29 protein-coding genes are annotated in these 25,157 nt (G+C 56.5%); 11 read left to right on the top strand and 18 right to left on the bottom strand.

The features are described from left to right. The first annotated feature begins 258 nt into the window (after nucleotides 1–258). Genes G6041_RS02540 through G6041_RS02550 form a run of 3 tightly spaced genes read left to right on the top strand, consistent with a single transcriptional unit; the run spans nucleotide 259 to nucleotide 2,932 of the window. The gene (locus G6041_RS02540) at nucleotides 259–957 is read left to right on the top strand and encodes a phosphohydrolase (protein ID WP_012124374.1); all 699 of its coding nucleotides are present in this window, start codon (nucleotides 259–261) and stop codon (nucleotides 955–957) included. A 60-nt stretch (nucleotides 958–1,017) separates the two neighbouring features. Further along, the gene (locus tag G6041_RS02545) at nucleotides 1,018–2,451 is read left to right on the top strand and encodes a DNA cytosine methyltransferase (protein WP_041460464.1); all 1,434 of its coding nucleotides are present in this window, start codon (nucleotides 1,018–1,020) and stop codon (nucleotides 2,449–2,451) included. Next, the gene (locus G6041_RS02550) at nucleotides 2,435–2,932 is read left to right on the top strand and encodes a very short patch repair endonuclease (protein ID WP_012124376.1); all 498 of its coding nucleotides are present in this window, start codon (nucleotides 2,435–2,437) and stop codon (nucleotides 2,930–2,932) included. The genes G6041_RS02545 and G6041_RS02550 overlap by 17 nt, the downstream gene beginning before the upstream one ends. 3 nt (nucleotides 2,933–2,935) lie before the next feature. Here G6041_RS02550 and yedA read toward each other — a convergent pair whose 3' ends face one another. After that, nucleotides 2,936–3,847, bottom strand: a complete 912-nt coding sequence (gene yedA, locus G6041_RS02555; protein ID WP_012124377.1) for a drug/metabolite exporter YedA — start codon at nucleotides 3,845–3,847, stop codon at nucleotides 2,936–2,938. 178 nt (nucleotides 3,848–4,025) lie between these two features. On the opposite strand from yedA, the gene G6041_RS02560 reads away from it, so the two are divergent. The 3 genes from G6041_RS02560 to dgcQ all read left to right on the top strand — a co-directional run bounded on the left by G6041_RS02560 (nucleotide 4,026) and on the right by dgcQ (nucleotide 7,084). Continuing rightward, nucleotides 4,026–4,940: a DUF808 domain-containing protein gene (locus G6041_RS02560; protein ID WP_004388132.1), complete on the top strand. Its 915-nt coding sequence runs from the start codon at nucleotides 4,026–4,028 to the stop codon at nucleotides 4,938–4,940. 89 nt (nucleotides 4,941–5,029) lie between these two features. Then, complete coding sequence (locus G6041_RS02565; RefSeq protein WP_004388133.1) at nucleotides 5,030–5,212, top strand: YodC family protein; 183 nt, start codon at nucleotides 5,030–5,032, stop codon at nucleotides 5,210–5,212. A gap of 201 nt (nucleotides 5,213–5,413) precedes the next feature. After that, nucleotides 5,414–7,084 carry a cellulose biosynthesis regulator diguanylate cyclase DgcQ gene (gene dgcQ / locus G6041_RS02570; protein ID WP_012124379.1) on the top strand — a complete coding sequence of 557 codons (1,671 nt, stop codon included), beginning with the start codon at nucleotides 5,414–5,416 and terminating at the stop codon, nucleotides 7,082–7,084. 3 nt (nucleotides 7,085–7,087) lie between these two features. On the opposite strand, the gene G6041_RS02575 is transcribed toward dgcQ, so the two are convergent. Next, on the bottom strand, nucleotides 7,088–7,903 hold the full coding sequence (locus G6041_RS02575; protein WP_012124380.1) for a mannosyl-3-phosphoglycerate phosphatase-related protein: 816 nt from the start codon (nucleotides 7,901–7,903) through the stop codon (nucleotides 7,088–7,090). A 301-nt stretch (nucleotides 7,904–8,204) separates the two neighbouring features. Further along, nucleotides 8,205–8,417 carry a DUF2525 domain-containing protein gene (locus G6041_RS21285; RefSeq protein WP_004388135.1) on the bottom strand — a complete coding sequence of 71 codons (213 nt, stop codon included), beginning with the start codon at nucleotides 8,415–8,417 and terminating at the stop codon, nucleotides 8,205–8,207. Between the two features lie 123 nt (nucleotides 8,418–8,540). Here G6041_RS21285 and dsrB point away from each other — a divergent pair, with 123 nt between their 5' ends. Beyond that, the gene (gene dsrB / locus G6041_RS21290) at nucleotides 8,541–8,729 is read left to right on the top strand and encodes a protein DsrB (protein ID WP_004388136.1); all 189 of its coding nucleotides are present in this window, start codon (nucleotides 8,541–8,543) and stop codon (nucleotides 8,727–8,729) included. A 168-nt stretch (nucleotides 8,730–8,897) separates the two neighbouring features. Here the strand turns inward: dsrB and rcsA are convergent, their stop codons facing one another. The 14 genes from rcsA to fliF form a co-directional block, all read right to left on the bottom strand. After that, nucleotides 8,898–9,521: a transcriptional regulator RcsA gene (gene rcsA / locus G6041_RS02585; protein WP_004388137.1), complete on the bottom strand. Its 624-nt coding sequence runs from the start codon at nucleotides 9,519–9,521 to the stop codon at nucleotides 8,898–8,900. A gap of 348 nt (nucleotides 9,522–9,869) precedes the next feature. After that, entirely contained in the window at nucleotides 9,870–10,658 is a 789-nt protein-coding gene (gene fliR, locus G6041_RS02590; RefSeq protein ID WP_012124383.1) for a flagellar biosynthetic protein FliR, read from the bottom strand. 11 nt (nucleotides 10,659–10,669) lie between these two features. Beyond that, on the bottom strand, nucleotides 10,670–10,939 hold the full coding sequence (gene fliQ / locus G6041_RS02595) for a flagellar biosynthesis protein FliQ (RefSeq protein ID WP_004388139.1): 270 nt from the start codon (nucleotides 10,937–10,939) through the stop codon (nucleotides 10,670–10,672). 11 nt (nucleotides 10,940–10,950) lie between these two features. After that, nucleotides 10,951–11,688 carry a flagellar type III secretion system pore protein FliP gene (gene fliP, locus G6041_RS02600; RefSeq protein ID WP_007868948.1) on the bottom strand — a complete coding sequence of 246 codons (738 nt, stop codon included), beginning with the start codon at nucleotides 11,686–11,688 and terminating at the stop codon, nucleotides 10,951–10,953. After that, nucleotides 11,688–12,065, bottom strand: coding sequence for a flagellar biosynthetic protein FliO (fliO, locus tag G6041_RS02605; protein ID WP_012124384.1), 378 nt, complete (start codon nucleotides 12,063–12,065; stop codon nucleotides 11,688–11,690). The genes fliP and fliO overlap by 1 nt, the downstream gene beginning before the upstream one ends. Next, nucleotides 12,066–12,530, bottom strand: coding sequence for a flagellar motor switch protein FliN (fliN, locus tag G6041_RS02610; RefSeq protein WP_004388142.1), 465 nt, complete (start codon nucleotides 12,528–12,530; stop codon nucleotides 12,066–12,068). Continuing rightward, on the bottom strand, nucleotides 12,523–13,527 hold the full coding sequence (gene fliM, locus G6041_RS02615) for a flagellar motor switch protein FliM (RefSeq protein ID WP_004388143.1): 1,005 nt from the start codon (nucleotides 13,525–13,527) through the stop codon (nucleotides 12,523–12,525). Before fliM ends, fliN begins: the two co-directional genes overlap by 8 nt. A 4-nt stretch (nucleotides 13,528–13,531) precedes the next feature. Next, entirely contained in the window at nucleotides 13,532–14,005 is a 474-nt protein-coding gene (fliL, locus tag G6041_RS02620) for a flagellar basal body-associated protein FliL (RefSeq protein ID WP_004388144.1), read from the bottom strand. Nucleotides 14,006–14,108: 103 nt separating this feature from the next. Continuing rightward, nucleotides 14,109–15,371, bottom strand: coding sequence for a flagellar hook length control protein FliK (gene fliK, locus G6041_RS02625; RefSeq protein ID WP_012124385.1), 1,263 nt, complete (start codon nucleotides 15,369–15,371; stop codon nucleotides 14,109–14,111). Beyond that, nucleotides 15,368–15,811 (bottom strand): flagellar export protein FliJ, encoded by a 444-nt coding sequence (gene fliJ, locus G6041_RS02630; protein ID WP_004388146.1) that lies wholly within the window; start codon nucleotides 15,809–15,811, stop codon nucleotides 15,368–15,370. Before fliJ ends, fliK begins: the two co-directional genes overlap by 4 nt. 21 nt (nucleotides 15,812–15,832) lie before the next feature. Next, nucleotides 15,833–17,203: a flagellar protein export ATPase FliI gene (gene fliI, locus G6041_RS02635; protein WP_012124387.1), complete on the bottom strand. Its 1,371-nt coding sequence runs from the start codon at nucleotides 17,201–17,203 to the stop codon at nucleotides 15,833–15,835. Next, a complete protein-coding gene (fliH, locus tag G6041_RS02640; protein WP_012124388.1) occupies nucleotides 17,203–17,907 on the bottom strand; it encodes a flagellar assembly protein FliH in 705 nt (234 codons plus the stop codon). The genes fliI and fliH overlap by 1 nt, the downstream gene beginning before the upstream one ends. Continuing rightward, nucleotides 17,900–18,922 (bottom strand): flagellar motor switch protein FliG, encoded by a 1,023-nt coding sequence (gene fliG, locus G6041_RS02645; protein ID WP_004384858.1) that lies wholly within the window; start codon nucleotides 18,920–18,922, stop codon nucleotides 17,900–17,902. The genes fliH and fliG overlap by 8 nt, the downstream gene beginning before the upstream one ends. Next, nucleotides 18,919–20,616 carry a flagellar basal-body MS-ring/collar protein FliF gene (gene fliF, locus G6041_RS02650; protein ID WP_084999252.1) on the bottom strand — a complete coding sequence of 566 codons (1,698 nt, stop codon included), beginning with the start codon at nucleotides 20,614–20,616 and terminating at the stop codon, nucleotides 18,919–18,921. Before fliF ends, fliG begins: the two co-directional genes overlap by 4 nt. Nucleotides 20,617–20,846: 230 nt before the next feature. Between fliF and fliE the strand changes: the two genes are divergently transcribed. The 4 genes from fliE to G6041_RS02670 all read left to right on the top strand — a co-directional run bounded on the left by fliE (nucleotide 20,847) and on the right by G6041_RS02670 (nucleotide 24,379). Next, nucleotides 20,847–21,158: a flagellar hook-basal body complex protein FliE gene (gene fliE / locus G6041_RS02655; RefSeq protein ID WP_004384862.1), complete on the top strand. Its 312-nt coding sequence runs from the start codon at nucleotides 20,847–20,849 to the stop codon at nucleotides 21,156–21,158. Nucleotides 21,159–21,194: 36 nt separating this feature from the next. After that, nucleotides 21,195–21,482 carry a S24 family peptidase gene (locus G6041_RS02660; RefSeq protein ID WP_228370873.1) on the top strand — a complete coding sequence of 96 codons (288 nt, stop codon included), beginning with the start codon at nucleotides 21,195–21,197 and terminating at the stop codon, nucleotides 21,480–21,482. Then, nucleotides 21,421–22,686 (top strand): translesion error-prone DNA polymerase V subunit UmuC, encoded by a 1,266-nt coding sequence (gene umuC, locus G6041_RS02665; protein WP_041460466.1) that lies wholly within the window; start codon nucleotides 21,421–21,423, stop codon nucleotides 22,684–22,686. Before G6041_RS02660 ends, umuC begins: the two co-directional genes overlap by 62 nt. 427 nt (nucleotides 22,687–23,113) lie before the next feature. Then, on the top strand, nucleotides 23,114–24,379 hold the full coding sequence (locus G6041_RS02670; protein ID WP_012124392.1) for a hypothetical protein: 1,266 nt from the start codon (nucleotides 23,114–23,116) through the stop codon (nucleotides 24,377–24,379). 173 nt (nucleotides 24,380–24,552) lie between these two features. Here G6041_RS02670 and G6041_RS02675 read toward each other — a convergent pair whose 3' ends face one another. Next, nucleotides 24,553–25,155, bottom strand: a complete 603-nt coding sequence (locus tag G6041_RS02675) for a site-specific integrase (RefSeq protein ID WP_012124393.1) — start codon at nucleotides 25,153–25,155, stop codon at nucleotides 24,553–24,555. Nucleotides 25,156–25,157: the final 2 nt, after the last annotated feature.

Below are 25,157 nucleotides of genomic sequence, written 5' to 3' on the forward strand. Positions count from 1 at the left end.
AGCGGGTCTGTTAGCGCTGAAAAAAGTCCGGTTCCGGCGTGTGAAAATAAAAATCAGATAAGTGATGAATGCCTCCTTTTTTAAGGAACGACTTTTAGGACCGATAACACTCATTATCCCTGCTACCCGGCACGTTCTTTTTACTTAGCGATTTGTTACCCATGCAGAAGGCCGTTCGCGCAAAAGCGCATAAAGCATGCTAATTTTGTGATCTGCATTACAGAAAAAACCGGACTGACCCGCGTAGAAGGAGACGCTATGTCGCTCACCCACTGGCAGCAGCGTTTTGAAGACTGGCTGCATCAAAGCTGGAATCAGGATGACAAAGCGCATGATATCGCGCATTTTCGCCGCGTCTGGAAAACCGCGCAGCAGATCATGGCAGGCAGTGAGGCCAACCGTCTGGTGGTGCTGACCGCCTGCTATTTCCACGATATCGTCAATTTGCCGAAAAACCATCCGCAGCGCCATCTGGCCTCGACGCTGGCCGCTCAGGAGACGCTGCGCATTCTGGACACTCACTTTGCCGATTTCCCACGAGAAATGTATGACGACGTGGCCCATGCGGTGCGTGCGCACAGTTTCAGCGCCGGTATTGCGCCGACGACGCTTGAGGCGAAAATTGTGCAGGACGCCGACCGGCTGGAGTCGCTCGGGGCTATCGGTCTTGCGCGTGTCTTTTATGTCTCCGGCGCGCTTGGCCGCGCCCTGTTCGACAGTGACGATCCGCTCGCCGCACATCGTGAACTCGATGACACCGCCTGGGCGCTCGATCACTTCCAGAAAAAATTGCTGACGCTGCCTTCCACCATGCAAACCGAGGCGGGCAGGGCACTGGCGCGCCATAACGCTGATTTTCTCGTGCATTACATGGCCAAGCTCTGCGCCGAACTGAAGGGCGATTTTTGTGAGCTTGATGAAGAGGTACTGCGTCGCTTTATTCAGGTTACGCCTTAACCGCAGCCCCGCGCGAAAGTGTGTTACTCTGTCCTATATCGGTTTTGTATGGCGAAGGTAATGCTCGACAATCACGCTGTTACTGAAGACGGACTGGCAGGCGCGGATTTCAACGCCGCTCCTGCGCTGAGCGCGCACGCGCTGCTGCAAAAAGTGCTGGAGATTTACGACACCAAAACGGTGGTGGCGCTGTTAAATGAGGCAGGCGAAAAGCGCTGGAGCCGCGCCAGGCTTAAGCGCCAGCAGCTCAACGCGGATGGCGCGCGTCTTGGCCCGCAAGAGTATCGCCGCCTGCTGGCGTTACTCCCCATGCCACCGCGCCATCATCCGAACTACGCGTTTCGCTTTATCGATCTCTTCGCCGGTATCGGCGGTATTCGCAGCGGGTTTGAAGCCGCAGGCGGCCAGTGCGTGTTTACCAGTGAGTGGAATAAACACGCGGTGCGCACCTATAAAGCCAACTGGTATTGCGATCCGCAACAACATCAGTTCAATGAAGATATCCGGGATGTCACGCTAAGCCACAAGCCAGAAATCAGCGACGAGGCCGCCGCCGAGCATATCCGCGCGTGTATTCCGCAGCATGACGTTCTGCTGGCGGGCTTTCCGTGTCAGCCGTTTTCGCTCGCGGGCGTGTCGAAGAAAAACGCGCTGGGCCGCGCGCACGGTTTTGCCTGCGAAACTCAGGGCACGCTGTTTTTCGACGTGGTGCGCATTATCGCCGCGCGCAAGCCTGCGATTTTCGTGCTGGAAAACGTCAAAAACCTGAAAAGCCACGACAAGGGCAATACTTTTCGCATCATCATGCAGACGCTGGATGAGCTGGGCTATGAAGTGGCGGACGCCGCGGAAATGGGTCCGGACGATCCGAAAATCATCGACGGCAAACATTTCCTGCCGCAGCACCGCGAGCGCATCGTGCTGGTGGGCTTTCGCCGCTCGCTCAATCTGCACGACGGGTTTACGCTGCGCGCGCTGCCTGAGTTTTACCCCGCGCGTCGCCCGGCGTTTGGTGAACTGCTCGATCCGACCGTCGATGCCCGCTACGTGCTGACGCCGACGCTGTGGAAATATCTCTACCGCTACGCCCAGAAGCATCAGGCGAAGGGCAACGGCTTTGGTTATGGTCTGGTGGACCCGCAAAATCCCGCAAGCGTGGCGCGCACGCTCTCGGCACGTTATTACAAAGACGGCGCGGAAATCTTAATTGACCGCGGCTGGGATAAAGCGCTTGGCGAGCGGGATTTCGACGATGCCGCCAACCAGCAGCGTCGCCCGCGCCGCCTGACGCCGCGCGAATGCGCGCGCCTGATGGGCTTTGAAGCGCCGCAGGGCCACGCGTTTCGTATTCCGGTTTCCGATACCCAGGCCTATCGCCAGTTCGGCAACTCGGTGGTGGTGCCTGCTTTTGCGGCGGTCGCAAAGTTACTGCGTCCGCGTATCGCGCAGGCGGTGCGGCTGCGGCTGGAGAATCGCGATGGCGGACGTTCATAGCAAGGCCGTTCGCAGTAAAAATATGCGCGCCATCGGCACCCGCGATACCGCCATTGAAAAGCGGCTCGGCGCGCTTCTCACCGGGCAAGGGTTTATCTTTCGCGTGCAGGACGCCGCACTCGCTGGCCGCCCCGATTTTGTGCTCGACGACTACCGCTGCGTTATCTTCACTCACGGCTGTTTCTGGCATCACCACGACTGCTATCTCTTTAAAGTGCCTGCCACCCGCACCGATTTCTGGCTTGATAAAATCGGCAAAAATGTGGCGCGCGATAAGCGCGATGTGGCCACGCTGCTCAGTGAAGGCTGGCGCGTGCTGTTAGTCTGGGAGTGTGCGTTACGCGGTCGTGAGAAACTCTCTGACGCGGCGCTCGCCGAGCGGCTGGAAGAGTGGATTTGCAGCGGCGGGGCGCATGCCGAAATAGACATTCAGGGCATTCACGCCCTGGAGGGCGAGCGGCCTGCGCCACCCGCCGGTTAAGGTTTACTTCTGAACGTCACAGGGCTCAACGACCGGTTTAGCCGGCAGCAGATATTTACCGAGCGTCACCAGCAACACCGCTACAATGATCACGCCAAGCGCAATCCACTCAATCTGTGACAGGCTTTCGCCGCCAAAGCCGGTGCCAAGCAGCACCGCCACCACCGGGTTGACATACGCGTAGCTGGTGGCGACCGCAGGCGAGACGTTGCGGATAAGATACATATAAGCGTTGATGGCAATCACCGAGCCGAACAGCGCCAGATAGCCCACCGCCAGAAAGCCGGAGAGATCGGGCATCGCGGTCATCCGTTCGCCGGTGAGCAGCGACGCCGCCATCAGCACCAGGCCCGCCGCCAGCATCTCAATCGCGCCCGCCATCATTCCCGTCGGCAATTCAATACGCGAGCCGTAGACCGAACCGAACGCCCAGCTAAGCGAGCCTATCAGAATCAACAGCGCGCCCCACGGATTGCCGTTCAGGTTGCCGCCGCTGTTTAACAGTACAATGCCCGCCAGGCCAATCGCCACACCGAGCCACTCCAGCTTACGGGTCTGAATGCCAAAGAAACGGCTGAAAATCAGCGAGAAGAGCGGGACGGTCGCGACCATCACGGCGGCGATGCCAGATGGCACATGCTGATGCTCCGCCACCGTCACAAAGCCGTTACCGACGGCCAGCAGCAGCACGCCAATCAGCGCCGCGTTTAACATCGGGCGACGCGCCGGGAGTTTGTGGCCGGTCGCCAGCAGATATGTCAGCAGCAGAACGCCCGCGCAGAGAAAGCGCACGCCCGCCATCATAAACGGCGGCCAGCTTTTCACGCCGACGGCAATCGCAAAATAGGTGGAACCCCAGATGATATACAGCGCGAACAGTGCGCCAAGCAGCGGTAATACTCGACCGAAACGCATACTCCCTCACGACGTGAAATAAAGAACGCTTATAGTGAACGCTAAAATTATTGCCGAGGCGAGATTTTTAATTGTTTCGCTTAGGTTAATTTTGCGTTGACAGAAGGTGGTAGTTTCGGGGTAGCGCCTTTTACTCCATACTTAACACTTCAGAATCACAACACGAAGGAATGAAATTTTGGCCGGAAGTAGTTTATTAACGCTGCTGGATGATATCGCCACGTTGCTGGACGATATCTCAATGATGGGAAAACTCGCGGCAAAAAAGACCGCCGGGGTGCTGGGCGACGATCTTTCGCTTAACGCACAGCAGGTGACTGGCGTGCGCGCGAATCGCGAACTGCCGGTGGTCTGGGCGGTGGCGAAAGGATCGCTGCTCAATAAACTGATTCTGGTGCCGCTCGCGCTTATCATTAGCGCCTTCGCGCCGTGGGCCATTACCCCGCTCCTGATGGTGGGCGGTGCGTTTCTGTGCTTTGAAGGCGTGGAAAAGGTGATGCACAGCATCCACGCGCGTAAACACAAAGAGACACCGGAGCAGAAACAGCAGCGTCTGAATGAGATAGCAAAGCAGGACCCGAAACTCTACGAGCGCGATAAAGTGAAAGGCGCGGTGCGCACTGACTTTATCCTCTCGGCGGAAATCGTCGCCATTACGCTTGGCATCGTGGCCGAAGCCCCGCTCTTAAACCAGGTGCTGATATTAAGCGGTATCGCTGTTCTTGTGACGCTCGGTGTTTATGGCATCGTGGGCGTCATTGTGAAGCTTGACGATATGGGGTACTGGCTTGCGGATAAACGCTCGGCGCTGGCGCGCGGCGTTGGTAAAGGGCTGCTGGTGACGGCGCCGTGGCTGATGAAGGCGCTCTCTGTCCTCGGCACTATCGCGATGTTTCTGGTGGGCGGCGGTATTGTGGTACACGGCATCGCGCCGCTGCATCACGGGATTGAACACTGGGCGCAGAGCCTGGGCGGCGTGGGCGCGGCGGTGATGCCCACGGTACTAAACCTGGTGCTCGGTTTTATCCTCGGCGCTGTCGTGCTCGCCGTTGTTTCGCTTATCGGACGGCTGCGCGGTAAACCGGCGCATTGAGAATATTCCTGAAACTGCACGTCTGACAGGCGAAAATCGCGTGCGTTGACTATCTTCTGGATGTTTTCACACTGATAAAGGAGGCAGGCATGGTCTTTTTAGTCAGCGATGAAGTCCGGCGCAAAAACAGCGGTCAACGCATGGTCGTGACCGGTTATTCAAGCGGCATGGTGGAATGCCGCTGGTATGACGGTTACGGCGTGCAGCGGGAAGCGTTTCGTGAAGACGAACTGCTGCCCGGCGAAAGGAAATCTCGCGAAGAACGTCGTTGAAAGAACGCCCGGTTACACTGCCGGGCGTTTTCTTTTCCCCCTCCATCCTACAACAGATCAATGACATCCTTTTACTTTCCAGGCGACAATCCGTAAAAAACGGCCACACTTTTAATATCCGCGCCGCCTGGTATTATCTGAGCCGCCTGACCTTCACTCTGCTTCATCCAGTCGAGCCTTTATCAGTACAGGGAGTCTGACGTGCCTGACAAGTTACTCATCAGCCGCTGGCGGACCAAAAACCCTATTCGGGTCGTCAACTTCTGCTTCTGCGCCGTCTTTATCTTCTCCACGCTGCTGACCTGGCGTGAAGGAGTTATTCTGCAGGACGCTTTTATCTCCTCGCAGCGCAATCAGCTCGACAGCATCGCCACGGCGATGGACCGTAATCTGCAATACAGCGTCGATAAACTGCTGTTTTATCGCGCGGGTATGCGTTATGCCATGCATAACCTCTTAGAAGGCCCGCAGACCGACGCTCTCATCGCCGGGTTTAAGGCGGAGCGTGATAAACCTGAATGGACGCTGCCGACCGGGCGCGATCTGGCACCGGAAATTCAGGGCGTCTCTGATACATTTATCGGCCAGAGCACGCTGCTTGAGCGCGACGACGCGCTACTCTATAGCGAGCTAAATGCGACGCTGGCGCTCGGCCACATGCTGAGCATCGCCGATGCCCGCGCTGAGCGTCCGGAAGTACGCACTTTTTATGTGTCGCGCGCCGGTTTTTACCTCACTAATTTGCCGTTTTACGGTCACGGCAGCATACCGGAACTCTACTACCAGCAAGTCAGTAGCCGCTGGTTTCTCGATCAGTCGCGGCGGCGCAATCCTGGGCGTGGCGTGCGCTGGCTGCACGGGCGCGATCTCAGCATGCCCACGGGGCAGCGCGTCACCGCCAGCATCCCGCTCGATGATAAAGGCCGCTGGTTCGGTGTGCTGGCGATGGATTTCCCCATCGGCGCGATGCGCGATTTCCTGAAAAATGCACTGAATGCCGACGACAGCGGCGGCGAAATTTTGCTTTTCGACAGCCAGCTAAGCCCGATAGCCACGACCGCTTCCGGCAGCGACACCGCGCTGCATTTCACGGCGCAGGATAAAGCGATGCTGGCCCGCCAGATGGAGCTTGGCAACGAGGGCGACGCGCGGATGGATACCCGCTTCATCACCTGGGCGAAGCTCGATTATTTCGACGGTGTGCTGGTGAAAGTCACCACGGTGTCGCAAAGCGCGGAAGGGAAATTCGGCAAAGTGGCGATGGTGCTTGGCCTGCTGTGGCTGCTCTTTACCGCCATGCTGTTTCTCTCCTGGCGGGTGATCGTGGGCATGGTGCGCAATATGCTGACCATGCAGCGCTCGCTGAAATGGCGCGCCTGGTATGACACGCTGACGCGCCTGTACAACCGTGGCGCGTTCTTTGAGCGCGCGCGTATGGCGGCGAAAACGTGTTTTGCGCAAAGTGAGCCGTTTTCGGTTATCCAGCTCGATCTCGATCACTTTAAAAGCATCAATGACCGCTATGGTCATCAGGCGGGCGATAAGGTACTGACGTGGGCGGCGGGCATGTTAAGCCGTTCGCTGCGCGCCCAGGATGTGGCGGGGCGCGTCGGTGGGGAGGAGTTTTGCGTGATTCTGCCGGGTACGACCGCTGACGGGGCGCGGCAGGTGGCAGAGCGGATACGCCAGCGCATCAACAGCCAGGAGATTCTGGTGCGCCCGGATACGACCATTCGTATCAGCGTGTCGGTAGGCGTGAGCGAAGCACGACGCGACGGCGATTACGATTTCGAGCATCTGCAGTCGATAGCCGATCACCGGCTTTATCTGGCCAAACAGCGCGGGCGCAACCAGGTATGTGACGAGGGGTAAGGCTTACGCCTTACCCAGAAAGTGATCGAGCCCTTCGCGAAAGCCCGCCGGGCCGCGCTCGGTCGTACGGTAGACGCGGGTGGGATCGTCATTTTTAAGCATAACGCCCTGGCGGTTTAAGCCTTTCACCACCACCGCCAGGTCGACGTTATCAAGCAGCGAGGCATCATCCGGCCCGTCGCCAAGCCCGATTGTGGTGCGCAGTGTGCCTTCACGCTTGCGGTACTGCTCTTTCAGCCAGTTCACCGCCTGGCCTTTACCGCCGCGTGCATCCAGCACGTGCCAGAAACGTCCACCCTCAATCATCATCAGGCCGAGCGCTTCAAGGCTTGCGGTAAAGCGCGCCAGGTTTTCGTCGCTGTCGCGCCAGATAACCGTCTCGGAGGCTTCCAGCAGCGTCGCCATCGCGGCAAGTTTCGGGCTAAGCCCGGTCCATTCGGCAATGATTTTCTCATCCACATCGCTGAAGCAGAAAAGTTTATAGCCGTGCTCGTCGCGCAGGCGGTTAATCACGGCGAGGATGTCGTCATGGGGAACGCCATTTAGCAGGCGAGGAAAGTCAGGGCTATCCTCCCAGGCGGCGTCAAGCTGAATAATCGCGCCGTTCTCGGCGATAAAAGGCTGCCCGGAGAGACCAAGCGCATCCTGGATGGCGATAATTTCCGCCGCCGTTTTGGTGCTGGAGAGAATCACCGGCACCTGATGGTCGATAAGGCGAGTAAGCCACGCCTGCGCCGGTTCCCATTCATGCGTATTCGGATCAAGCAGCGTGCCGTCCAGGTCGGTAATTACCAGCAAATCGTCATGCAGATGCGCCATAGTGGCTCCTTTTTACGCGCAGCCATTTGCTGGCTAACCAGGAATAATCTCAATTAATCGGCCTTTTTTGCAGGGTTATTTTGAGATCGTTGCCACGAAAGGCGCGCGGTTGTTGGCTTGCAGTGAATATATGGTTCCATAATATTAGCAATGTATTATTCACCAAGAAAATATATCCTTGTGCGGCAAAAATTTTGCGGTATGTTGTTCATCGACATCAGTTTCCCTGGTGTAACGAATTTTAAGTGCTTCTTGCTTTCGCAAGCTTATCCCGGCTCCCCAGGCCGGGATATTTTTATGCTCAATGGTTCACTTCGCTCGGCCCCGCATCGCGGATATCCAGTTCAAACTCCTCGCCAAGCTCCCGACACGTATCCTTTCTGCGCGCATCCGCCAGCGTCGGGGAGACGCATTCTGGCGTGTGCCGCTCGTCTTCGCTAATCACCTCAATCGCGCCCAGCAGCGCGTCGATATCAGCCTGTGGCGTTTCTGGCGTTGGGTTTTCCGGTTTCATGGCATTCACCTCACACGACCCCATCACGCTAATTATAGCTGTCCGCCGGCAGGCGCCACTCAGCCCGGTGCCAGCAAAGCGGTTTTGTTCTACACTGGCACAATAGTGATAAGAGGAGCAGTTATGAACGTTAACGATCGGGTTACCGTTAAAACGGATGGCGGGCCGCGTCGTCCAGGCGTGGTGCTGGCCGTTGAGCCTTTTAATGAAGGTACGATGTATCTGGTTTCACTGGAGGAGTATCCGCTGGGAATATGGTTCTTTAATGAGAAAGATCACCCGGACGGGATATTTGTCGAAAAGGTGGAATAACACGTCATATTTTTTACTTATTGTTACGCCGCTCCGTTAATTCGGGGCGGCGTTATTTTTAAGACAGGGTTCATCCTCGCCTGAGCGATATGATGATGAGTAATGTAATCGTTCCGACGAGCGTCAGAGACGAATCGTGTAGGGTACAGGGTAAATTAACGTGCTGCGTTAGCGCATATTCACAAAAATGCCGTTGGTGACGTTATCGGTCAACCGCACAACATGATAGATCACTTGCTTATTATGGGTCTTGATTTTACGTTTTATATTCCCTTTGTGAGACGAAACTGTCTTGGCCTTAATATTCATCTGATCGGAAATCTGAATCGTATCCTGGCCCGACATCCACATTCTCAGCATACTGGATTCAGTACGGCTTAAAGAGAGTGTAGGCAAACTGATTTTCCCAATACACTGCATATCTTTGGTTAAATAATCTCCCAGAATAGCGTCCAGCGACTCTGGTTTAATCGATTTAGAGCTAATTAACAGATTCTTACGCACCCGTAAATATTCATCGAAGTGAATATTGGCAATCGCCATAAAAACGATAAATAACGTACCGGGATGCTGATTAATGATGTGCTTTATATGCTGACTGCTTTCGGGATCGTGAATAAAACAGTCTTCATTAATAAACACCACATGGGGCTTACGCAGCTGACAGGCTTCTTCCAGAGTTTCAACACTATCAGCATGAAATATCTGACGTTTTCTGACTCCTCTTGTCGATAAATAACCGGTTAGCCCGAGCCTGGTATAGCTGCAGAGATCCATAATAATCGTTGACATAGCCTACCCTCACTAAACGCGTTATCCGTTAAAGCACAACGATTGCTCCACCAGCCTGAGAACGACCGCCGTTCTGCCAAGACCAGCATTTACGGGATAATAAAGCGTCAAACGGCGTACCGCAGACCGATAGCGTGAATCGTATCAGCCGGGTATCGAAGTCATTCAGGCGACCCCAACTATCCCGTAAAGTTACGTATAATTTGCCAGGAAAGTTCTTAAAGTAAAGAGGCGATCCGGTTCTGTGAGAGGCGTAAAATCATTAATTCCGCCTGGGATGTATGGTCAGCCAGAGAATATATTTTCCATATTAGGAATATCCTTAGGATGACCATTTAAAGAGAGGGGTTAACCCTTTGCAGGAATTTCGCTAACGATATCAGTCAACAAGTGAAATATTTCTGCGAATAAATGTTCACAGAACGGTGCTATTAAGGGCATTAACGCAGCGAGGACGATTATCCCGATACTCAGCGTCAGCGGAAAGCCAATGGCGAATACGGTCAACTGCGGGGCCATACGGTTTAACAGGCCAAGCGCCAGGTTTAATGACAGCAAAAGGGTAATCATCGGCAGCGCCAGCATGACGCCATTAATAAAAATCAGACCGCCCGCGCGGGTCAGCGCCATGAAAGCGTTGCTGTTAATCGCTTCGCCGCCAATGGGCAGGGTGTGAAACGTGTCGGCAAGAATGGAGATAAGCCACAGATGACCGTTAACCGTGAGAAACAGCAGCATCGCCAGCATATCGATAAAGCGCGCCAGCACCGGCATATTCAGACGGCTGCCCGGATCGAAAAACGTGGCGAATGAGAGCCCCATTTGCAGGCCGATAAGCTCGCCTGCGGTGCGCACCGCCGCGAAGGCAAATTGCATCGTAAAGCCGATGGCAACGCCGATAAGGATCTGCTGCAACCCCAGCCACAGCCCTTCGAGCGAGAAAATCGGCACGTTACTGCCGGGAATATTGGGCGCGAGCGCGATGGTAATCAGCAGCGCCAGACCAATCTTGACGCGGATGCTAATGGAACGCTCGCTTAAGATAGGCGCGGTGCTGATAAGAGCCAGCACGCGCAGCAGCGGCCAGAAGTACAGAGTCAGCCAGTGAAGATACTGGTCGCTGGTGAATTGCAGCATGGGCGCGGCCGTCAGCCGATGATATACGGCAGGTTAGAAAACAGCGTGCGCATATAGTCGAGCAGCAGGTTGAGCATCCACGGGCCTGCCGCCACGATAACAACAAACACCGCCAGAATTTTCGGAATGAACGACAGCGTCATTTCGTTAATCTGGGTGGCCGCCTGCAAAATACTGATAAACAGGCCGGTCACCAGCGCCACCAGCAGCAGGGGCGCGGCAAGCGCGAGCGCGACTTTCATGGCTTCCGTGCCCATCATCATGACCGATTCTGGCGTCATCATGCACCTCGTTAACTGTAAAAGCTTTGGGCAAGCGAACCGACAAGGAGCTGCCAGCCATCAACCAGCACAAACAGCATCAGCTTGAAGGGCAGGGCGATAGACGCAGGCGGCACCATCATCATCCCGAGCGCCATTAATACGCTCGCCACCACCAGATCGATGATCAGGAAAGGGATAAACACGGTAAAGCCAATCTGGAACGCGGTTTTCAGCTCGCTGGTAACATACGCGGGCAGCAGGATGCGCATCGGCACCGCTTCCGGCCCCTGAATCGGCTGCGTATTGGCAAGCTTTGCGAACAGCGCCAGATCCGCCTCGCGGGTCTGGCGCAGCATAAATTCACGCAGCGGTTGCGCGCCACGGTCGAGCGCCACTTCCATCGAAATTTTGTTTTCGTTAAACGGCTGATAGGCGTCGGAATAGATCTTATCGATAACCGGCGACATGATAAAAAAGGTCAGGAACAGCGCGAGGCCCAGCAGCACCTGGTTTGGCGGCGCGGACGGGGTGCCGAGCGCGTTACGCAGCAGACCGAAAACGATAATGATGCGCGTAAAGCTGGTCATCATTAACAGAATGGCGGGCAGGAACGTCAGCGAGGTGATAAACACCAGCGTCTGTACCGGCAGCGACCAGCTCTGACCGCCGCCCGATATCGGTTGGCTGACAAGACCCGGCAGTTGTGCCATCGCAGGCGCCGCCAGCAGGCCGAGCGCGAGGAAAGAAAGATTTAACCAACGACGCATTACTTTCTCCCGCTACGCTTAAGCAGATTTTTCATCAGGTTCTGGAATTCAGCGCCCGGCACGGTTTCCGACTCCTGCGCGGGTGGCGCAGGCGGCAGGGTGTGCAGGGGCGTGATAGAGGTGGCGGTCACGCCCAGCACCAGGCGGGCGTCTTCCACTTCGACAATCACAATCTTTTCGCGAGCCCCAAGGCTCAGGCTGCTGTTGAGCTTCAGACCACGCATCCCGGTGCTTTTAGCCGCGAAGCCAAAACGCTTTGCCATCCAGGCAAACAGCAGAATAAAGAGGATAATCAGCGTCAGCGCGCCGCTTACCTGGATTAAGGATGAGCCGGCGTCGGGCATTGCCGGCTGTGCAACCGTGGTCTGATTTTTCATTTAACGACTCAGGCGACGCATACGTTCTGACGGGGTGATAATGTCGGTGATGCGCACGCCATATTTATCGGCGACGACCACGACTTCACCCTGAGCAATCAGGTAACCGTTGATGAGGATATCCAGCGGCTCGCCGGCGAGACCATCCAGCGCGACCACGGAACCCTGCGTCAGACGCAGCAGCTCTTTAATGGTCATGCGGGTGCGGCCCAGCTCCACGGTGAGTTTCACCGGGATATCCATAATCAGGTTGATATCCTGGAGCGCGCCGACCATGTCGCCGCCTTCCAGCGCGCGGAACACGCTATCCGCCGAGCTCTTGCCCGCGGTTTTCTGCTCGCTCAGCGCATCGGCCCACAGATCGTCTGCGGAGTCGCCGGTGCTTTTTTGTTCTTTCAGTGCATCAGCCCACAGATCGTCCATTTCACCAGCATTTTCATCGGACGGTTTGTTAATGTCACTCATTGGGCTGTTCCTCATTCAGCGAATTCAAAATTGGGTTGATCAAATGTTCAACGCGCAGGGCGTATTGCCCGTTTACGGTGCCGTACTGGCTGGTGAGAACCGGTACGCCATCCACATGCACCAGAATGCGATCCGGCTTATCAATGGGCAGCACGTCGCCTGGCTTCAGCTTCAAAATCTTCGAGAGTCGCAGCGGGATCTCGGCGAAGTTAGCAATTAACTCCAGCTCCGAGTGCTGCACCTGCCGTACCAGAGTGTCGCGCCAGTTCTGATCTTCCTGACGGGAGTTTTCCAGCGGCGGGTTAACCAGCAGTTCACGCAGCGGCTCAATCATGCTGAACGGCAGACAGATATTAAACTCGCCGGTCAGGTTACCAATCTCGACGTGAAACGGGGTGTTAACCACGATATCGTTCGGCGAGGTGGTGATATTGGTGAATTTCACCTGCATTTCTGAACGCACATACTCCACGTCCAGCGGGTTAATCGCTTTCCACGCGTCGCTGTAAGCTTCAAGCGCCAGCTTGAGCATACGGTTGATGACGCGCTGTTCGGTGTGGGTAAATTCGCGGCCTTCCACTTTAGTCGGGAAGCGGCCATCACCGCCGAACAGGTTGTCCACCGCGATAAACACCAGGCTTGGCGAAAACACAAACAGCCCGGTACCGCGCAGCGGTTTTAAATGAATCAGGTTAAGGTTGGTCGGCACCGGCAGGTTGCGGGCAAACTCGTGGTAGGGCTGAATACGAATCGCCCCCACGGTGATGTCCGGGCTGCGGCGCAACAGGTTAAACAACCCCATACGGAACTGGCGCGCGAAGCGTTCGTTGATAATCTCCAGCGCCTGGAGGCGCTCGCGCACCACGCGACGCTGGGTATTGGGATCGTAGGGGCGAATGTCGCCATCGCCGCCTGTCGCTTGCTGTTCCGCGCTCTGCTCGCTGTCGCCGTTTAACAGCGCATCGATTTCGGCCTGAGAAAGAATGCTGTCGCCCATGGCTTTACCGCAGAATAAAGGCAGTGTAGAGGACGTCAGTCACTACCTGCTTCGGTTGTCCTGCCACCAGCGGCGCGGAAAGCGTCTGTTTAATCGCTTCCACCAGCTTCTGTTTGCCTTCATCGGTCGCGAGCTGTGAGGCATCCTGACGGGAGAAGAGCAGCAGCAGACGGCTGCGCACTTCCGGCAGGTAGTCGCTAAGACGCTGGCGGGTCGCCTCGTCCTTCAGACGCAGCGTAATGCCGACATACAGCACACGGTCGGCATCACCCAGGTTCACGGTGAAGGTGTCCAGTGCGAAAAAGACCGGCGCTGGCGGCGGTTCTGGCGCCGCTTTAGCCGCGGTGGTGCCATGCTGCTGCATACGCCAGTAGCTGTAACCTGCCGTCGCACAGGCAGCGAGAGTTATAATGACCAGTAACGGGATCCAGATGGAGCGTTTACGGCCTTTACCTTTGGTGATTGCGCTGTCAGTCATCAGACTCGGGTTTCCTGTATCAGTACTGCGATAGAGTGATTATCCCGTCTCTGCGCGCAGTCAAAGCCTGGAAAAAACGGGAATAATCACGTTACCTCTGGCGTTAGGCAAAGATATCGACCGCGCCATTGCCGCGAGCGGCTGCCTGAAGGCTTGCCGGAGCGGCAATCGCTTCTTCTTCACCATTCAGGCTAAAAGCGCCGCCGGAACGGGATGCGGCAGACTGTTGCGGGTTGTTTTGCTGCTGCTGACCGCTAAAGTTTTCGCTGCTGATGCTGCTCTGACCGAGCTGAATGCCGTTTTCCGCAAGCTGCGCGCGCAGCGTCGGCAGGGCGGCTTCCAGCGCTGCGCGCACATGACTGTGCGGCGACACCATCTGAACCTGCGCCATGTTGTCGTCAATCTTCAGGCTAATCTGCACTGCGCCCAGCTCTTCCGGGTGCAGGCGCAGCTCGGCGCTCTGCTGGCCGTTGCGGGTAAACAGCGTGATGTGCTGGCTCACCGAGTTCTGCCAGTCCGGCGTGCCGAGCGGCGCGGTGACCTGCGGGGTCGGCATCGTCATGGACGGCGTGGTGTTCTGGGCTCCTTGCGTGGTCGTGGAGGCCAGCGCGTGCAGGTTCAGGTTATGCGGCACCTGCGTGCTGCTCACATCCGCGGCGGTTTTATCGAGCGTCGAGACCGGCGCAACAACATCCGAAGCGGCCTGGCCGGTGACCGGCGCAGTCGCTGTGGCGGCCGTCAGCGGGGTGGCGGCGTCATCGCTTTTCGCGCTGGTTTTAGCATCGCTTTTGGCGTTGCCGAGCGTCTGGGTCAGGCTTGCCGCCGGGCTAAAACCATTAGCGCTCAGCGCGGCAACGCCCTGCGCCTGGGTCTGCATTGGTGCGTCAGCCGCCGCGTTCGGCTGCTGGGTCTGCGGCAGCATCGCGAAGAGGGCGCTTAACGCGGCCATATCTTCGTCGCTGAGTTTTTTATCGTCGTCAAGACCGGCGGTTTTCAGCGCGGGCTTCGCGGCGTCCGCCGTCACTGCCTGCGCGTCGCCGGCAGCAAGCGTCAGATCGGCCGGGGTGATTTCGCCGTTGGTCAGTTGATCCAGCAGGCGTGCGAGATCGTTCTGCACGCCTTGCTGGCCCGCCGTGGCATCGGCCAGCGTTTTACCCGCCAGCGTCTCTTTACCGGCACCCTGCAACTGCGCGAGCGACAGCGTTTTACCGTCGGCAAACGGCAGCTTGCCTGAGAAATGCTGGCCTAACAGCGCCAGAAAATCCTGCGCCGCGTCGCCGCCTTTCGCATCGACGCCTTTCAGCCCGGCACCGGTGCCAGTCGCATCGACGTCACTGGTAAGCACAACATTGGGCAACGTAATCATTCGCCTTTCCTCATTGATGCCCGCTGGGCAAATTCATCCATTCTTTTTTGATCGAGCCGGTTTTCCGCCAGCAGCGCCGCGCTGGCGTGCCGGTCCTGGAGCGTTTGCCAGGCCTGAAGACGCTGCTTTTTCTCTTTCCAGAACGAGAGCGCCTGATCGACTTTGGTATTCCACTGCGTAAGCTGGAGGCGATGCTGTTCAATCGCTTTCTCCAGCGTCTGGATAAACTGCTGGTAATTCACCCAGCGGTTACTGGCAATCCCCTGGGTCATGGTCTGATTCAGGTTATTGCGATATTCCTGCTGATAATTCATCAGCATCGACAACTGTTCTTCCGCCTGCTGACAGCCGCGACGCATTTCGCCAAGCCGCAACGCGGCATCGTCGACTTCTTTCTCAGCCATATCTTTAAGCGTGTTCAGCGCGCCATTTTGTTTCATGGCTACCTCCCTCATACCTCATCAAACTGACGGGAAGATAAGTTCCAGTGCCTGCAACGCATCCTCTACACCGGAACGTTCGTAAATACCCTGCTGCAGAAACGCTTCCAGTTGCGGCCACAGCGTAATGGCGCGATCCAGCATCGGATCGCTGCCTTTGGCATAAGCCCCAACGCTCACCAGGTCGCGGTTGCGCTGGAAACTTGAAAGCAGCTGTTTGAAGGTCCGCACGCGCGCGTAATGCTCTTCGCTGATGATGGCTGTCATCACGCGGCTGATGGACGCTTCGATATCAATCGCCGGATAGTGACCGGCTTCCGCGAGGCGACGCGACAGAACGATGTGGCCGTCGAGAATGGCGCGCGCGGAGTCGGCGATCGGGTCCTGCTGGTCGTCGCCTTCGGTCAGTACGGTATAAAACGCGGTAATCGAGCCGCCGCCGCTGATGCCATTACCGGCGCGCTCGACCAGCGCGGGCAGTTTGGCGAACACCGAAGGCGGGTAACCTTTGGTCGCAGGCGGCTCGCCGATGGCCAGCGCGATTTCACGCTGCGCCATCGCGTAACGGGTCAGCGAATCCATGATCAGCAGAACGTGCTGACCGCGGTCGCGGAAATCTTCTGCGATGCGGGTGGCGTAGGCGGCACCCTGCATACGTAATAAAGGAGAGACATCCGCCGGGGCGGCAATCACCACCGAGCGGGCGCGCCCTTCGGCGCCGAGAATGTTCTCGATAAAGTCTTTGACTTCACGGCCACGCTCGCCGATAAGCCCCACCACGATGACATCCGCCTGGGTGTAGCGCGCCATCATGCCGAGCAGTACCGATTTACCGACGCCGGAGCCCGCGAACAGGCCCATACGCTGGCCGCGACCGACGGTCAGCAGGGCGTTAATCGGGCGCACGCCCACGTCCAGCACATCTTCAATGGCGGTACGTTGCAGCGGGTTAAACGGCGGGGTGATAAGCGCGCCGGTGGTTTCGGTGTCAGGGGAGGGCAGACCATCAAGCGGCTTGCCCGCGCCGTCCAGCACGCGGCCAAGCAGTTGCGGGCCGAGCGGCAGCTGTTTGCTGCTCTGTAACCCTTCGCCACCCCCCGAACGGGCATAGACGCGCGCGCCCGGCAGAATGCCTTCGACTTCTTCAAGCGGCATTAAAAACAGTTTCTGGCCGTTAAAGCCGACCACTTCGCTTTCCACTTCCTGGAGCTGCGTGCCTTCCTGACGTTCGATAATACAGGTCGCGCCGAGCGGCAGTTGCAGCCCGGTCGCTTCCAGCACCAGGCCGGTGGCGCGGGTCAGGCGGCCGTAGCGGCGCACCGACGGCAGTTGCGCCATTTTGGTCTCGAAGTTATCGAGCGTATTGAGCCAGCGGGTCAGACGGGCGGTCATTACACCACTCCTGGTGCGGCCAGGCGGCACAGTTCCTGCCAGCGCGTCGCCACGCTCGCATCGAGATCGCCTTCATCGGCGGAGACTTTGCAGCCGCCCGGATGGAGGGTCGGGTCGCCGCGCAGACGCCAGCCGTGCAGGCTTAAGGTCGCGCCGAGCATCTCTTCGACGCGCTGTAAATCGTCCGGATGCACGCGCAGCTGCGGTTTGCCGCTAAACAGCGGCTCCTGCTGCAACAGCGTCTGGATCTGCTTAATCAGGTGGTTGTTATCCACCTGAACGTGGCCGATCACCTGGCGCGCGGCTTCCAGCGCCATCTGCATCAGGCGCGAGGCGATGACGCTGTCGAGCGCGTCCAGGGTGTACTGGAACTCGCTGACCAGCTGCTGCATACGCGCGTGTATTGGCCCCTGCTGGGCGCGCGCTTCGGCGAGCCCCTGTTCGAATCCTTTGGAATGGCCTTCCTGGCGGCCCTGCTCGAAGCCCTGCTGACGCCCTTCGGCGAGCCCGGCGTTAAAGCCTTGCTCGTGCGCCTGGGTTTGCATCATCACCAGCGCCTGCTGCTGTTGCTGCAGGCGTAACTGCTCTTCGTCGATTTCTTCGCTTTCGCCGCTGACCGTCTCGTCGAATGCCGTGAATTCCGGCATTACAGGCGGGGAGAGGTCATCCGGCATCCAGCGCTGCCAGGGAAGCTTATTAGACATAGGTATCCTCGCCGCTGCCAATTACCATCTCGCCGGTTTCCGCCAGACGACGGACGATGAGCAGGATAGCTTTCTGTTCGTTTTCCACCTGAGACAGACGCACCGGCCCGCGGTTGGCCAGGTCGTCGCGCAGGATATCGGCCGCACGCTGCGACATGTTGCGCAGGAATTTCTCGCGCAGCGGCTGCTCGGCACCTTTGAGGGCGATAAGCAGAGATTCGGACTCCACTTCCTGCAGCAGGCGCTGGATGGAGCGGTCGTCGACTTCCACCAGGTTTTCGAACAGGAACATTTCGTCGATGATTTTCTGCGCCAGATCGCCGTCGAATTCGCGCACTGCCGTAATAACGGCTTCTTCCTGCTGCGTTTTCATCAGGTTGATAATTTCCGCCGCTGTTCTCACGCCGCCCATTTTGCTGCGCTTGAGGTTCTGGCCGTCGAGCAGGTTGTTCAGCACTTCGGTCAGCTCCGCCAGCGCCGCCGGCTGGACGCCGCCGAAAGTGGCGATACGCAGCATCACGTCGTGACGCAGACGCTCGTCGAACAGCGCCAGGATATCCGCCGCCTGGGCACGTTTGAGGTGCACAAGAATGGTGGCGATAATCTGCGGGTGTTCGTCGCGAATAAGGTCGGCGGCGCTCTGCGGCTCCATAAAGTTGAGCGTTTCCATACCCGAAGTGGTCTCTTTGGAATCGAGAATATCTTCGAGCAGGCTGGAGGCACGCTCTTCGCCCAGCGCTTTGACCAGCACCGAACGCAGGTAGTCGTTGGTGTTGATGCTCAGCGCCGCGAACTGTTCCGCTTCCTGTTCAAACTCCGCCAGCACGTCAGTCAGCTGTTTGTTAGAGATCTGACGCACGCTCGCCATCGCGGCGCTGAGGTGCTGCACCTCGCGAGGCGAGAGGTGTTTGAACACCTCCGCCGCGCGGTCTTCACCGATGGTCATCAGCAGAATGGCGCTTTTGTCGGTACCCGACAGACCATTGGCATTAGCGTTGGAATTAGCGTTACTCATAGCTCGTTACTCATCCACTGGCGGATGACCAGCGCGACCACGCGCGGATCGTTGTCTGACATTTCGCGGATACGCTGGCTCATTACTTCGGCGCTCAGGCGCTGGTTAGCGCGGCGCTGCTGCGTCTGTTCGTCTTTGCTCAGGCGAACTTCCACGGACTCTTCCACTTCTTTACGCTGCTGCTGCATTTCCTGGACGCGCTTCACTTCTTCAGCACGGCGCTGCAGCTGCGGACGGACCGCTTTACGCCACAGCAGCCAGGCGACAATCAGCACCACCAGCCAACGGCCTGCGGACAGAAGCTGATCGATGAATGCTTGTTGCTTCCAGAACGGCAGTTCGCCACCGGATTCATCGCTCGCGGTAAACTGCGAGTTAACGACGTTCAGGGTATCGCCGCGCTTGTCGGAGTAGCCCATCGCTTCGCGGGTCAGGTCTTCAATCTGTTTCAGCTGCTCGGCGGTCAGCGCGAGCGGCTTGCCGTTGCCCAGCTGACGGTAGTTCACCACCACCGCGACGGAGAGACGCTGCACGTCGCCCACGTTCATTTTGGTGTGGCGAATGGTGCGATCCACTTCGTAGTTCGTGGTTTCATCACGCTGGCTGCTGTGCGGGCCGCTGCTCGCACCTGCAGTGCTGGTGCTCTGGGTACGCTGCGCGTTCTGACCATTGGCGTTCTGGCCATTGTTCTGACCGGCAGGCGCGTCGATAGGCGCGCTGTTGGCCGGTGCAGGCTGGTTAGAGAGCGCGCCCGGTACGCCGCCCGGATAAGCGCCGCCTACCTGGTCGTTGGTGTTCAGCTGACGAGAGCGGACGGCCATCTGCGACGGGTCGCTGTTCGGACGGTACTGCTCTTCGGTCTGTTCTTTATTAGAGAAGTCGATCTGCGCGGTGACCTGGGCATGGACGTTGCCGGTGCCGACGATAGGCGCAAGGATAGATTCGATACGGCGCTGAATACGGCCTTCAACATCGGAGGCGTATTTGAGCTGCGCGTCGTTAAGATCACGAGCGCCGGTGCCGGACTGCGTCAGCAGGCGACCGGTCTGATCCACAAGCGTTACGTTGCCCGGCGGCAGGCCCGCAACGGCGCTGGACACCATGTGCACGATGGCGGCGACCTGGCCATCATCAAGCGCGCGGCCCGGCTGCAGGTTCAGGGTGACCGACGCGGAAGGGGATTTCTGCTCGCGAACAAATAAAGAGGGTTTCGGCATGGCGAGGTGAACACGCGCATTCTTCACCGGACCTAACGTCTCGATGGTGCGCGCGAGTTCGCCTTCCAGCGCGCGCTGGTAGTTAACCTGCTCGCTGAACTGGCTGATGCCGAATTTTTCCTGATCCATCAGCTCAAAGCCCACGGCACCGCCTTTCGGCAGCCCCTGCTGGGCGAGACGCAGACGCAGATCGTACACCTTCTCGGCAGGCACCATGATAGAGGCACCGTTATCCGCAAAGTTGTAAGGAATATTCATCTGAGTCAGTTGGGTGACGATAGCGCCGCCGTCCTGATCGCTCAGATTGCTGTAAAGCACGCGGTACTCCGGCTGTTTTGCCCAGAGCACCAGAGCCACAATAATAGCCACCGCGGCGGCCCCGGCCACCGTTAAGGGGATCTTCGGGTTTGCGCGTAAGCGGTTGAGCCACTCTACGGTTTTATTTTGTGGCGTTTGAGTTGAAGCTGCGGCAGTCATTGCGCCCCTCTTGACTCAGCGTTGACAGAATAATGCGTGTTATGAAGCAAAACGGACTCCCGGGTCGGCAAGCACGACTAAAGTTCCACTTGGATGGCGAGGGTCATTATTGGCTGTCGCGCGTTTTTCTATGGGTCAAATAGGTTGGTTTTTTATCGTTATTTAGAGCCTTTATCCCATTGACAAAGTGTTACTCTGCACCCCGTTGAAAAATCATCCAGGGGTAAAAGATGGCTATTCAGGGTATTGAAGGGGTACTCCAGCAGATGCAGGCCACCATGCAGGTGGCGCGCAATAATGCTGTCGAGACCCCGCCCTCCGTGAGTTTCGCCGGAGAGTTACAGGCCGCGCTTGGACGTATCAGCGATACGCAAAACGCCGCCCGCACTCAGGCGGAAAAATTCGCAATCGGCACGCCGGGCGTGGCGCTGAACGATGTGATGGTCGACCTGCAAAAATCGTCTATCTCGCTGCAGATGGGCATCCAGGTGCGCAACAAGCTGGTTGCGGCGTACCAGGATATTATGAATATGCAGGTTTGACAGGCCTGACTCGCTGATAAGATTGAAAAATCTGGCATCCCTGGCGTCTCGCTTTTGCTGGTGGACTTCAGTCTGCACGCGAAGCATAACGACATCATGGTCGCCAGTATTGGCGGCGAGTTCACCATTAAAAGGCTGGTGACGTACCCGGTGGCGCAGCTGCGCGCCGAGAACCCGGCTTACCCGCCTATCGCTGTTTATGACGCCGACGACCTCGATATCGTCGGCGTTGTCATTTGCGTAATACACACTCTGCACCGCAATGTTCGCGCTGGTTGTTATGAACTCGTTCTACACGAGTTACGAGACGGCATTCTGTCCTGATCTGGCCAGTCAGCCCATTGTGGCGCTTTCGAATAACGATGGCTGCGTGATAGCGCTCAGCCGCGAAGCCAACGCGCCTGGCATAAAAATGGGCATGCCCTGGTTCCAGCTTCGCGAGATACAGTTTCCACAGCGGATCATAGCCTTCTCAAGCAACTATGAACTCTATGGCGACATGAGCCAGCGGGTGATGACCACGCTTGAGGAACTGTGCCCGCGCGTTGAGGTATACAGTATCGATGAAGCATTCTGTGACCTGACGGGTGTGCGGAACTGTCGCGACCTGGCTGATTTTGGCGGGGAGATACGCGAGACGGTGCGGCGTAACACCCGGATTCATTGTGGGGTAGGTATCGCCCAGACGAAGACGCTGGCGAAACTCGCCAATCGCGCGGCGAAGGAGTGGCCGCAGACGGGCGGGGTGGTGGACCTGTCAAACCAGGCGCGCCAGCGGCGGCTGATGGCGCTGATGCCGGTGGAGGAAGTCTGGGGCGTCGGCCGGCGTATTGCCAGAAAGCTGGAGACAATGGGCATCAAAAATGCTTTGCAGCTCTGTGATACCGACATCCGCTTTATCCGCAAACACTTTAACGTCGTGCTGGAGCGCACCGTGCGCGAGCTGCGCGGCGAGCCCTGCCTGGAGATCGAAGAGTTTGCCCCGGCGAAACAGGAAATCGTCTGCAGCCGCTCGTTTGGTGAGCGCATCACCGACTATGAAGCGATGCGCCAGGCTATATGCAGCTATGCGGCGCGCGCGGCAGAAAAGCTCCGCGGCGAGCATCAGTTCTGCCGGTACATTTCGGTGTTTGTGAAAACGTCGCCGTTCTCTGCTGAGCCGTATTACCGCAATCACGGCGGGACTAAGCTGCTGACGCCCACACAGGACACGCGCGACATAATTGCCGCGGCGACGCGCTGCCTTGATGCGGTCTGGCGCGACGGCCACCGGTACCAGAAGGCGGGCGTTATGCTGGGTGACTTTTTCAGCCAGGGCGTGGCGCAGCTGAACCTGTTTGACGAGAACGCGCCGCGCGCGAACAGCGAGGCGCTGATGTCACTGATGGACAGACTCAACCAGCAGGGCAGGGGAACACTCTATTTTGCGGGGCAGGGTATCCAGCAGTCGTGGCAGATGAAGCGGGAGATGCTGTCGCCGTGTTATACGACACGGCTTGCAGATGTGCCGACCGTGCGGGCTTGGTAAAAGTGATGTTTACACATTTATAATGCAAGATAACGTCCGCTTTGAGCGAGGAGCGGAAGTTAAAACTTCTTCTCACTGATTATACAACTTTAACTAATTATCCAAAGCGCCAGTTAATAGGGAGAATGTCAAAAGCTATGGTGCTGAAAATGAATGTGTCGATTATTTCTTCTGAAGAAACACCACATGTCTTAAGCTGTTCTGTACATGAAGACTGCATTCTCTTTGATAACTGTCACTGGATTATTCATCCCCTTCCTAGAGCTCAAAGCAGATATTTCTTACTGGAGCGATAATTCGAGTTACCAAAGGCCCTCCCGATTGCCAGCTTAGTGTAGAAAAAAGTACAGTTTTTTTCGCAATAGCCCATGCCCAGCTAACTCAACATAATAGCGCCAGCCGTATTCAACGTCCCAGGAAGAGAAAAATGACTCGTATTACGAAAGAACAGAAAGCAGCGATGGACTTTGTGGATCAGCTCTGTTTTGATCAACTGGTAGTTCATTGCGGAATGACTGCTGCTGAGCGGCAACAGACAAAGGAAATCGTGACGCGTGTAAATCAGATGGCTGAAGAACACTATACCGGTGCTAATGCAGAAGCCATCAAACATATGGCTTACTGCTTTCTGGAAGTCTACCTGGCGAATACGCGTGATGAGCTGATAGAGGCGATTCCTGTGGATGTTGAAGCGATAGATCTTCCTGAAGAAACCATTGCAGATTATGATCGTTACAGTACCAATTACCAGTTGGCGTTTATGCTTGTTGTCATCGAGAAAGCGACAGGTTTTGATACTCGTTATGCGCTGGAAATCGCTGAAACCCTAAAGGAAGAGTTTGCTGGCTATTCGGCGCTGGTTCGGCGCGATCTGGTGAAACGCTGTCTGGCCTGGGAGTTTGTGGATGCACCACTGAAGGCCTACTGCTGGTTGATCGTCACAGGGATACTGCCTGCGAGAAAAAATGGTCCTGAACGGATTAACAACTCCGTTACGCCTGAATTTGCTACCCGCCTGACCTTAATGGCCAGTCATGAAATGATAATGCAGTATCTGAAGGTAACGCTCGGTGCAAAGAGTGCAGCATCAGTACTGGTTCGCAATAACAACTTGAAATTAAATGAAAATTATATTGAAAGATTACTTGACGTCGAACACTCATTCAATGAAGCCAGTCTCAGGCCAAGCCTGAGAGACGTGCCGCTGATCACTATCCGTGATTTCAATAATCCGCAACGGGTGCAGAAGTTCTTCAGCAACTGGGGTAGCCGTAAGACAAGGTTACGTATGCACACAGGGACACTGGCCAGCTGGCCGGGATATCTCGGCGCTGCCATGATTGAAATTCGCCTGGCCGACGAATACCTTTCTGCGGCGCAGGAAAAGTTTCGCCAGGGCAGCCGCAATGTTTACATGAGTGACCTGAAGGTTCTGCCGATTTTCAATGCCTTTGATAATCAGCACACCCTGAGCGCAGAAGTGCAAGGAAAACTTGCTACATATGGTCTGCAGATTAACGCAGACACTCTGTACCGCACGCATGTGATGATCATAAAGACGACCCTGCAATTACTTCATAGTTACTGTCATTTGACGCGTACAACCGGTGTGGTCATGTCGGCCATCGAAGATGACATTTGGTATATGTCTCTCTTTATTCATCGCGACAAAGTAGCAGCTCAACAGCGTTAGCGGTACATAACGGGATCGCCAGGCACATAACGTGCAACCCGATCCTCTCAGGCCTGCAGTAAACTGCGGGCCGCACTGATGCTGCCTCTTGACCTGCTCCCTATTGATTGGCACCGATTGTTCTCAGTAACTTCCGCAACTGGCACAGGGCTGCTGTTGCAGCCCCGACAACCCTAGACTTCAATCGACTCCGAGATCTCTAACGCATCATCGACCTCAATGCCCAGATAACGGACTGTGCTTTCGAGTTTCTTATGGCCCAACAGAAGTTGGATCACCCGGAGGTTCTTAGTTTTCTTGTAGATTAGGTAAGGTTTTGTTCTTCTCATGGAATGTGTGCTGTACAGCGAATCGTCGAGACCAAGCTTTTCTACCCACCCATGAAAGATTCGGTTGTATTGCCGGGTTGAAATGTGCTGGTTAGTTCCGACCCGAGACCGAAACAAGAAGTCTTTACTGTGCAAATTGCCAAGCTTTATCAATGCAGAAACAGCTTCTCTGGTCCCTTTGGTTATCTCAAATTGCACAGGACTACCGGTTTTCTGTTGCAAAACCGTTGCTCTGCTTGAAACAGAGCTGCCATATGCAACATCAGATACTTTGAGTTTGACCAGATCACAGCCCCGAAGCTTACTGTCCAGGGCCATATTGAACAGAGCTAAATCGCGCGTTTTACCTTCCAGTTCAAGTCGGATTCTGATCCCCCAGATATGATATATCTGAAGTGGTCTTTTTTGGCCGATGATACGGTCTTTGTTCCACGGTGACGTGTTCATAC

Origin of the sequence: Cronobacter sp. HA18003 (genome assembly GCF_011605905.1) — a bacterium.
GTDB classification, from domain to species: domain Bacteria; phylum Pseudomonadota; class Gammaproteobacteria; order Enterobacterales; family Enterobacteriaceae; genus Cronobacter; species Cronobacter sakazakii.